The organism is Hyphomonas sp. (assembly GCF_046313735.1).
Lineage (GTDB): Bacteria > Pseudomonadota > Alphaproteobacteria > Caulobacterales > Hyphomonadaceae > Hyphomonas.
Genome location: NZ_JBKBXW010000043.1, coordinates 1 through 7978, shown reverse-complemented (window position 1 = coordinate 7978; position 7978 = coordinate 1). Strand labels below are relative to the sequence as shown.

The 7978-nt window shown below is 66.9% G+C and carries 7 protein-coding genes and 1 pseudogene; 5 read left to right on the top strand and 3 right to left on the bottom strand.

Annotated elements, in window-relative coordinates; all coding sequences use genetic code 11:
* The first annotated feature begins 162 nt into the window (after positions 1 to 162).
* From pdeM to ACK4SV_RS15545, 3 genes are all read left to right on the top strand, one after another.
* Complete coding sequence (gene pdeM / locus ACK4SV_RS15555; protein WP_409918761.1) at positions 163 to 888, top strand: ligase-associated DNA damage response endonuclease PdeM; 726 nt, start codon at positions 163 to 165, stop codon at positions 886 to 888.
* Positions 889 to 985: 97 nt separating this feature from the next.
* The gene (locus tag ACK4SV_RS15550; protein WP_409918760.1) at positions 986 to 2248 is read left to right on the top strand and encodes a SulP family inorganic anion transporter; all 1263 of its coding nucleotides are present in this window, start codon (positions 986 to 988) and stop codon (positions 2246 to 2248) included.
* A 61-nt stretch (positions 2249 to 2309) separates the two neighbouring features.
* Positions 2310 to 2927 carry a helix-turn-helix transcriptional regulator gene (locus ACK4SV_RS15545; protein ID WP_409918759.1) on the top strand — a complete coding sequence of 206 codons (618 nt, stop codon included), beginning with the start codon at positions 2310 to 2312 and terminating at the stop codon, positions 2925 to 2927.
* Between the two features lie 7 nt (positions 2928 to 2934).
* Here the strand turns inward: ACK4SV_RS15545 and ACK4SV_RS15540 are convergent, their stop codons facing one another.
* Positions 2935 to 3417, bottom strand: a complete 483-nt coding sequence (locus ACK4SV_RS15540; RefSeq protein WP_409918758.1) for a hypothetical protein — start codon at positions 3415 to 3417, stop codon at positions 2935 to 2937.
* Positions 3418 to 3686: 269 nt separating this feature from the next.
* A complete protein-coding gene (locus tag ACK4SV_RS15535; RefSeq protein WP_409918757.1) occupies positions 3687 to 4469 on the bottom strand; it encodes an SDR family oxidoreductase in 783 nt (260 codons plus the stop codon).
* Positions 4470 to 4608: 139 nt separating this feature from the next.
* On the opposite strand from ACK4SV_RS15535, the gene ACK4SV_RS15530 reads away from it, so the two are divergent.
* Positions 4609 to 5520, top strand: coding sequence for a LysR family transcriptional regulator (locus tag ACK4SV_RS15530; protein WP_409918756.1), 912 nt, complete (start codon positions 4609 to 4611; stop codon positions 5518 to 5520).
* 169 nt (positions 5521 to 5689) lie between these two features.
* On the opposite strand, the gene ACK4SV_RS15525 is transcribed toward ACK4SV_RS15530, so the two are convergent.
* Positions 5690 to 7150: a sodium:solute symporter family protein gene (locus tag ACK4SV_RS15525; protein ID WP_409918755.1), complete on the bottom strand. Its 1461-nt coding sequence runs from the start codon at positions 7148 to 7150 to the stop codon at positions 5690 to 5692.
* Between the two features lie 95 nt (positions 7151 to 7245).
* On the opposite strand from ACK4SV_RS15525, the pseudogene ACK4SV_RS15520 reads away from it, so the two are divergent.
* Positions 7246 to 7978, top strand: a pseudogene (locus tag ACK4SV_RS15520) (hypothetical protein); the annotation flags it as partial.

Below are 7978 nucleotides of genomic sequence, written 5' to 3'. Positions count from 1 at the left end.
GGGGGGGGGGGCGCGGGGGGGGGGGGCGCCCCCCGCGAAGCATGGTGCCGCTTCCCCCCTCCGTCTCGCTGCTTCGCAGCGATCCACCTCCCCCGTAAACGGGGGAGGAGCAGGGCGCACAGCCGTTGACCCGGCCCCCGCTTCAGCCCAAGTCTTGTGCCAATGACCGTTGCCGCAACCCAGCCGAAACAGACATTGCTCCACCTCGCCGGGGAGATGCTGGCGCCATTGCCGGAGGGGGCGCTGTGGTGGGCTGCGCGGCGAGTGCTTGTGGTGTCGGACCTGCACCTGGAGAAGGGCTCGAACTATGCCGCCGCCGGGCAGATGCTGCCGCCTTATGATACGGGCGCGACGCTGGCGCGCGTCGAGGCCCTGGCGGCGCGGCTGCGGCCGGAGATAATCCTCTCGCTGGGTGACAGTTTCCATGACCGCCAGTCCGAGCGGCGCCTGCCTGAGACGTATGCAGACAGGATCCGGGCGCTGACGGCAGCGCATGACTGGGTGTGGATCGAGGGCAATCATGACCCCGACCCGCCGGCGCATCTGGGCGGCCGGGCGGCGAAGGTGCTCCGCCTCGGGCCGCTCGTCTTCCGGCATGAGCCGGAGGGGGAGACAGGCGAAGTCGCTGGGCATCTGCACCCCGTGGCGAAGGTGGCGGGACGCGGGCGCGCGGTGCGGCGGCGGTGTTTTGCGTCTGATGGCGCGCGGCTGGTGATGCCGGCGATGGGGGCGTTTGCCGGCGGGCTGAATATTCTGGATAGGGCGTTTTCGGCGGTGTTCCCGGAAGGCTGCATGGCGTTCGCGATGGGCGAGGCGCGGGTCTATTCGGTGGCGCAGAAACATTTGGTGCCAGACGGGCCGGGCGCGGGCGGCGTCTGGCGGTATTGAGCGCCTGCGAATTCACGCCGCAGTTGTGAAGGCAGGGCGCGGGGGTTAGCTTGCGGATCAGCACGGACGCCCGCAAATCGTCGCGCCCGCCAGCGATGTGACACCGAAGCTTCTGACGACCCTCAAATCCTACAATTTGAAACTGTTCGCGGCAGATCTGTTTGCCGGTGTGACTGTTGCGATGGTGGCCCTGCCGCTGAGCCTCGCGATCGCGATTGCCTCGGGCGCTGACCCCGCCACCGGGCTGGTGACGGCGATCGTAGCGGGTCTCCTGATCTCGGCGCTGGGCGGCAGCCGGGTGCAGATCGGCGGGCCGACGGGCGCGTTCATCGTCGTGGTCTACGGCGTGATCGCGCAGCATGGATATGACGGGCTGGTACTGGCGACGCTGATGGCGGGGGGGATCTTGCTGCTGGCAGGGTTCCTGCGGCTGGGCAATCTGATCCAGTATGTTCCCGAAGCGGTGATCAGCGGCTTTACCATCGGCATCGCGATCCTGATCGCAACCAGTCAGCTCAAGGATCTTTTCGGGCTGGATATCCAGACTCTGCCGGCGGATTTCCTGCACAAGATACCGGCGCTCTGGGCGGGGCGGGAGAGCGTTTCGCCGGCCGCCCTCGGCATTGGCGCAGTGACCATCGCTATGATCATCGTGTTGCGCCGCCTCGCGCCGAAATGGCCGGGACTGATCGTCGCGGTGGGGTTGACCTCGGCTGCGGCGGTGATGACGAATCTGCCGGTGGAGACCGTGTCTGGCCGGTTTGGCGCCTTGGCGCCCGGCCTGCCGATGCCGGTGATGCCGGAGATCAGCCTGGCTCGGCTGCAGGCGCTGCTGCCGTCTGCGCTTGTGATTGCCTTCCTGGCGGGCGTGGAGTCTCTGCTCTCGGCGATTGTGGCGGACCGGATGATCGGGGGCAGGCATCGTCCAAATGCGGAGCTGATTGCACAAGGGGCGGCTAATCTCGGCTCCGGCCTGTTCGGCGGCCTGCCCGCCACTGGCGCGATTGCGCGCACGGCGACGAATGTGAAGGCGGGTGGGCGCACGCCAGTGGCGGGCATCATCCATGCGCTGACGCTGCTGCTCATCCTGCTGTTCGCCTCCGGCCTCGCGGGGCAGCTGGCGTTGCCGGCGCTGGCGGGGCTCCTGATGCTGACGGCCTGGAACATGAGCGAGCCCGAACGCTGGCGGGAGCATCTGCGCCTGCGGCTGGAGGACCGGCTGCTGCTTCTAATGACGCTGGTGCTGACGGTGGTGACTGACCTGACGATTGCGATTGGCGCAGGGGTGGCGATCGGCCTGGCGCTGCGCCTGCGCCGCCGGGATGTGCCGCCGTCCGATTGGACGCCGCGGGAGCGTTGACGCAAGGCTATTATTCCTAGTATAGGAAATCATTCCACAGCCCGCACAGAGAGGCGCACGCATGCAGAACCGGGATATCTGGCGAGGCATAGACCAGCTGGCCGCGCATCACGGGCTGACGCCGTCCGGCCTTGCGAGACGTGCGGGGCTGGACCCGACCGCGTTCAATCCGTCTAAGCGGGAGGGGCCCGATGGCCGCCCGCGCTGGCCGACGACCGAGAGCCTGGCGCGCGTGCTGGAGGCGGTGGGCGCCGGGTTTGATGATTTTGCGGCGCTGGTGGAAGGCCGCCGGGGTGGCTCGGCTCCGCTGATCGGCTTTGCGCAGGCCGGGCAGGACGGGTTTTTCGACGATGCCGGGTTTCCTGTCGGCGCGGGCTGGGACGAGGTGCGGTTTCCGGGGCTCGGCACGGAGACGGTCTATGCGCTGCAGATCAGCGGCGATTCGATGGAGCCGGCCTATCGCGCGGGCGACCGGATCATCGTGGCGCCGGGCGTCGCCGTGAAACCGGGCGACCGGGTGGTGGCGAAGACTGTAGAGGGCGAAGTGATGGCCAAGGTGCTGGCGCGCAGGAATGCGCGGACGGTGGAACTGGCTTCGCTGAACCCGGATTATCCGTCCCGGGAGTTTCGCCCGAGCGAGATTGCGTGGATCGCACGGATCTTGTGGGCGAGTCAGTAGCGGCTGCTTACTTCATGCCCTGAACATCCCGGAACTGCGCTGCGCAGGATTTCAGGGGGCCGATGGCGCTCTGCAGGCCCGGCGAGGGAAAGCTGACGCTGACATCTCCGGAGGTGAGGGTGAAGGTGCCGGGGGCGACGAACTCGCCGAGGATTGCGTCGATCGCCGCATCCGGAAAGAAGACGAATATGCCATCGGGCCGTTGGTCCACCTTGCGCAGCTTGCCTGTGCCACCACGGCCGCTGGGATAGGAAAGGCGGACATCGGCGTCGTCTGCGACGGCGGTGAGCGGGCTTGCAACGACGCTTATGAAGTTGCGGTCGCTCATCAGGGTGATGTTCATCATCGGCGCGCTGGTACCATACCAGATCATGCACATCGAGCGGCCATCGCCGGCATCGGCCGGCTTGTCGCTGACGCCCCAGCTTTCGGCGGAGGCAGGCAGGGCGGAGAGCAGGAGCGCAGCAGCAGCGGGGATGAGGCGGGGCATCTGACTCTCCAGTCATCACGGCGAACCGGGAAGATGCAGCAATTTGTGCCGCGCGGCCATCCCCTGAACGGGGGCATTCGGAGATGGGCTCCCAGACCGGCAATCGCCGGATCGGGAGTGACGAAGGAAAGGTCTGGGGCAGGCACCCCACGACCAAGGCGCATGCGCAGCCGCCCCGCCGGGAGGCGGGGACAGCGGCGAGCAATCCAACAAGCAACGCACAGGCGCAGGGGCCGCAGGCGAAGCCCGCGAACAGCCCCGGGCGTTCTTTATCTCGGCGCCATGCGGATGCCGCCGTCGAGGCGGAGGCATTGGCCGTTGAAGTAGGAGTTGCGGACGAGTTCCATCGCGAGGGAGGCGTATTCTTCCGGCTTGCCGAGGCGTTTCGGGAAGGGGACAGAAGAAGCCAGCGAATTCAGAACCTTGTCAGACGCGCGCAGCATCAGGGGCGTGGCGAAGATGCCGGGCATGATCGAATTGACGCGGATGCCGATGTCCATGAGGTCGCGCGCCATGGGCAGGACGAGGCCGTTGACGCCGGCCTTACAGGATCCATACACGACCTGCCCGATCTGGCCGTCCTGTGCGGCGACGGAGGCGGTCAGGGTGATGCAGCCGCGTTCGCCATCCTCCAGTTCCGGCAGGTAGGCCATGCCTTCCGCCGAGAGCGAGGCGATCCGGTAGGAAGCAACGAGCACACCGCGCGCGCCAAACTCATAATCCTCGGTGGTGAGGCGCTTGTAGCGGGCGTTTTCCTTGTCCCAGGAGAGGGTCTTGCCGCCCTTGGAGGCCATCGCGCAATGCACGGTGACGCGCTCCTGCCCATGGGCGACGCGGGCCTTCTCAAAACCGGCGACGCAGGAGGCTTCGTCCATAATGTTGACGTTGCAGAACAGGCCCCCGATTTCCTTCGCGGTGGCTTCGCCCGCTTCCTGGTTGATGTCGAAGATGGTGACCTTTGCGCCCGCCTTTGCGAGCGCGCGGGCGGTGGCCTGGCCGAGGCCGGAGGCGCCTCCGGTGACGATGGCGGCGGTATCAGAGGTGATCTGCATGAGGGGTTTCCTTCCCGGAGTCTTCTAAGTGTGCCTCCTGTCTAGGCCGCTGGCCATGCCTTGAAAATGCTGACGCCGCGCGAAGCGGGCCGTCATGCCCCCTTGCCGCAGGGGTCAACACCCGTCACAACCCATTCCCATGGATTGGGGCAAGCTGAGATCCTTTCACGCGGCGGCCGAGTCCGGCAGCCTGACGCTGGCCGGCGAGCGGCTCGGCATTTCGCAGTCGGCCGTCTCGCGCCAGATTGCGGCGCTGGAGGAGCAGCTGGCCGTGTCGCTGTTCCAGCGTCATGCGCGCGGGCTCGTGCTGACCGATGCGGGCCACACGCTCTACCGCTCGACGCAGGAGATGGCGCAGGCCGCCCAGTCGGCCAATTCGGCGCTGCGCGATCAGCAGGAAACCCCGCAGGGAGAGCTGATCGTCTCGGCGCCAGTGGCATTCGGCTCGATTTGGCTGGTGCCGCGCCTCGGCAATTTCATCCGGCGGCATCCGGACCTGCGTCTGGACCTGCGCCTCGATGACCAGCTGGAATATGACCTCCTGAAGCTGGAGGCCGAATGCGCTATCCGGCTGTGGGCGGCGGACAAGGCGGACCTGATCCAGCGCAAGCTCGGCACGGTGCAGACCAACCTCTATGCCGCGCCGGAATACCTGAAGGCGCACGGGGTGCCGCGCACGCCGGAAGACCTCGATAACCACCGGATCATTGCCTATGGCGACGAGTCCACACCCCTGATCGAGATGGCCTTTGCCTGCCGTGTGGGGCGGGATGACGCACCGCCGCGCCTCGCGACCCTGAAGGTGAACAATGTGTTTGCCATGCTCCGCGCCGTGGATGCAGGGCTCGGAATCGCCGATGTGCCGGACTATATGGCGGCCACGATGCCCCGCCTGCAGCGGGTTCTGCCGGATGTGACGGGGCCGATTTTCGACCTTTATTTCATATATCCCAGCGACTTGCGCCGTTCGAAGCGGGTGGGCGCGTTCCGCGACTTCCTGACGGCGGAAACAGAGGCGCTGCGGCGGTCGCCTATGCGTCAGGGAACGTGAATTTCACGTAATATATGCAGGAATGCATGGTTGGCCTGCTGTGTCGCATGTTGCAATGCAGCGTAAATGGCCTATCTACGAGACATGCCAAGGGTCCCGGGCATAACCCGATCATTCCTCCGATTGGGCGTTTCCTCCCCCTTCGGGACCCCACTTAGCCCGGCGCGTCTCACGATGCAGCCGGGCTTTCTTTTTGCGATTTTGCGAGGATACCGCGCCGGTCAAGCTCTGCCACCGCGATGTAAGCGGCGATGGCGCTGAGGATCGAGAAGATGAACGAGCCTTCGAAGCCCTGTGTCCAGCCGGGCATCCCTTCGGCGGCGGCTTCGCTGAACAGGCTGACCGCCCAGGCAGGCACCCCATAGCCGAGGAAGCTCATCAGCGCGCCGGTGATCAGCGCTGCGAGGGCTGCCCGCTCGCCGCCATAGCGGGTGTGCAGGCCGATCAGCAGCGCGACGACGATGCCGGCGGACCCGAAGGACGAAGCGATCTCGACAAGGCCCTTGATGGTCTCACCCGAGGCGGCGATGGCCCAGGCGGCAAGACCGGCAATCAGGGTCAGCGAGCGGCCGAACATCAGCTTGCGCGGCTCCGGCAGGTTCTTGCCGACCCGGTCGATGAGGTTGCGGCTGGCGATGGCCGAGACTGCAAGCAGGGTGGTGTCGACGGTTGAGAGGATCGCCGAGATGATCGCGCCCATCAGCAGCACATAAAGCACGGGTGAAAGGTATTGCCGGGCAAGCTCGGGCAGGTAGCTGTCGGTGGAGGCTGCCTCGAAGCCGGCCGCGTGGCCGAGCAGGCCGATGGCCAGCGGGATCGAGCCGAAGACGAGGTAGAGCCCGGCAGCGAGGAAACAGCCTTTGCGGGCAATGCTGGCACTCTTTGCGCCAAGGAATCGCGAAATCGCCTCCTGCGCGACGAGTGAGCCGAGGATGGGGATCATCCAGGTGTCGAGCGCGGCGAGCCAGCTTTCGGTTTCCCCGTCCTCGTCGGTGATGCGCCATTGCAGCTGGTCGGGCGTGATCTCGCTGAAGGCAAAGTCCCCCGATGCCAGCAGGGTCAGCAGCAGGATGAACAGGCCGATCATCATCACGGCGCCCTGCACCATGTCGGTCAGCGCGTCGCCGAGGAGGCCGCCGATGGTGGTATAGGCGATGATCAGGACGGCGCCGCCGAACAGGGCGATGCCGAGCGCGATGCCGGCGGTTTCAGCCAGGATCTGCCCCATGGCGAGCAGCTGGGCGGAGGCCCAGATGATCGAGGTCGGGATGGTCAGGATGGCGGCGAGCACTTCGGCGCGGGGACCGAAACGCTGCTGCATATAGTCCGGGAAGGTCATCACCCCGGCATCGCGCAGCTTGTAAGCTAGGAAGAGCGCCATGCCGATCAGGCAGATCGTGTAGCCGAAGGGGTCGGCGCGCCCGCCGGCGAGGCCTTCATCCGCGATGGCGCCGGACGCGCCCATGACCGTCTCTGCCCCGAACCAGGTGGCGAAGACCGAGACCCCGACCATCAGGAGGCCGAATCGCCGCCCTCCGACAAAGTAATCTGCTTCGGTGCGCACATAGCGGCTGGCCCAGAGGGCGATGGCGAATTGCAGGACAATATAAGCCGCGAGCGCATAGATCATGCCCATTTTCCCCGTGTGACAGCCCCGTCAGGGTGGTGAGCGTTAGTGATTTTTCCCGGGCGCGCAATCGGGCGGGTGCCCGGCGCGCCTTGATTTTGCCGGAACGCCGTGATGTTTCGCAGGCGGGCGGGGCAGGCGGCGAGGTTCTTCAAGTGCGCTGGTTCATCTACGCAGCCTTTGCGATGGTGCTCGCCTGGACCGGCGTGCTGGCGGCGGCTGCATTCTTTGCGCCGCGCGAGGCGGTCGACATGCCCGCGATTCCGGCGGCGAGCCAGCCGCCAGCCGCGATGCCGCTTGCGGAGGTGCGCGAAGACATCGCGCTGTCCGCCGCTGCGCCGGAAAGGCCCCTGCAGGAGATGGCGCCCGCCGCGCCGGTGGCGGAGATGGCCCCTGCGCCTGAACCGGATGTTCCGGCCGCCCCCGCTCCTGCACCTCGACCTGAAACCGGTGGGGCGCCCTCTGTTGGCCAGCTTGCTGCTGCCCAGCTGCCGGCCGCCGATCCGCGTCCTTCACAGGCGCCTGTGCCGCGCGCTGCACCTCAAACGCCGCCGCCCGCCCGGCCGGTCCAGCCTGAACCACAGCCGCAGCCGGCCGCGCGCACTGAACCGCGCCTGCCGGCAACTCCCGCGCCGCGCGCGCCTGCGTCTGATCCGGAACCTGTGCCGGAAGAACCTGCGCCCGAACCAGAGGTAGCGGTCCCGCAGGCCTCGCCGCCGCGCCCAGCAGAGGCCGCGCCGCTACGCGAAGAAGTGCGTCAGGTATCGCTCCGCTCCCGGATCAACGACCGCAACGCCTTCTCGCCCCGCGCCCATGCGGGCGAGGCGCTGT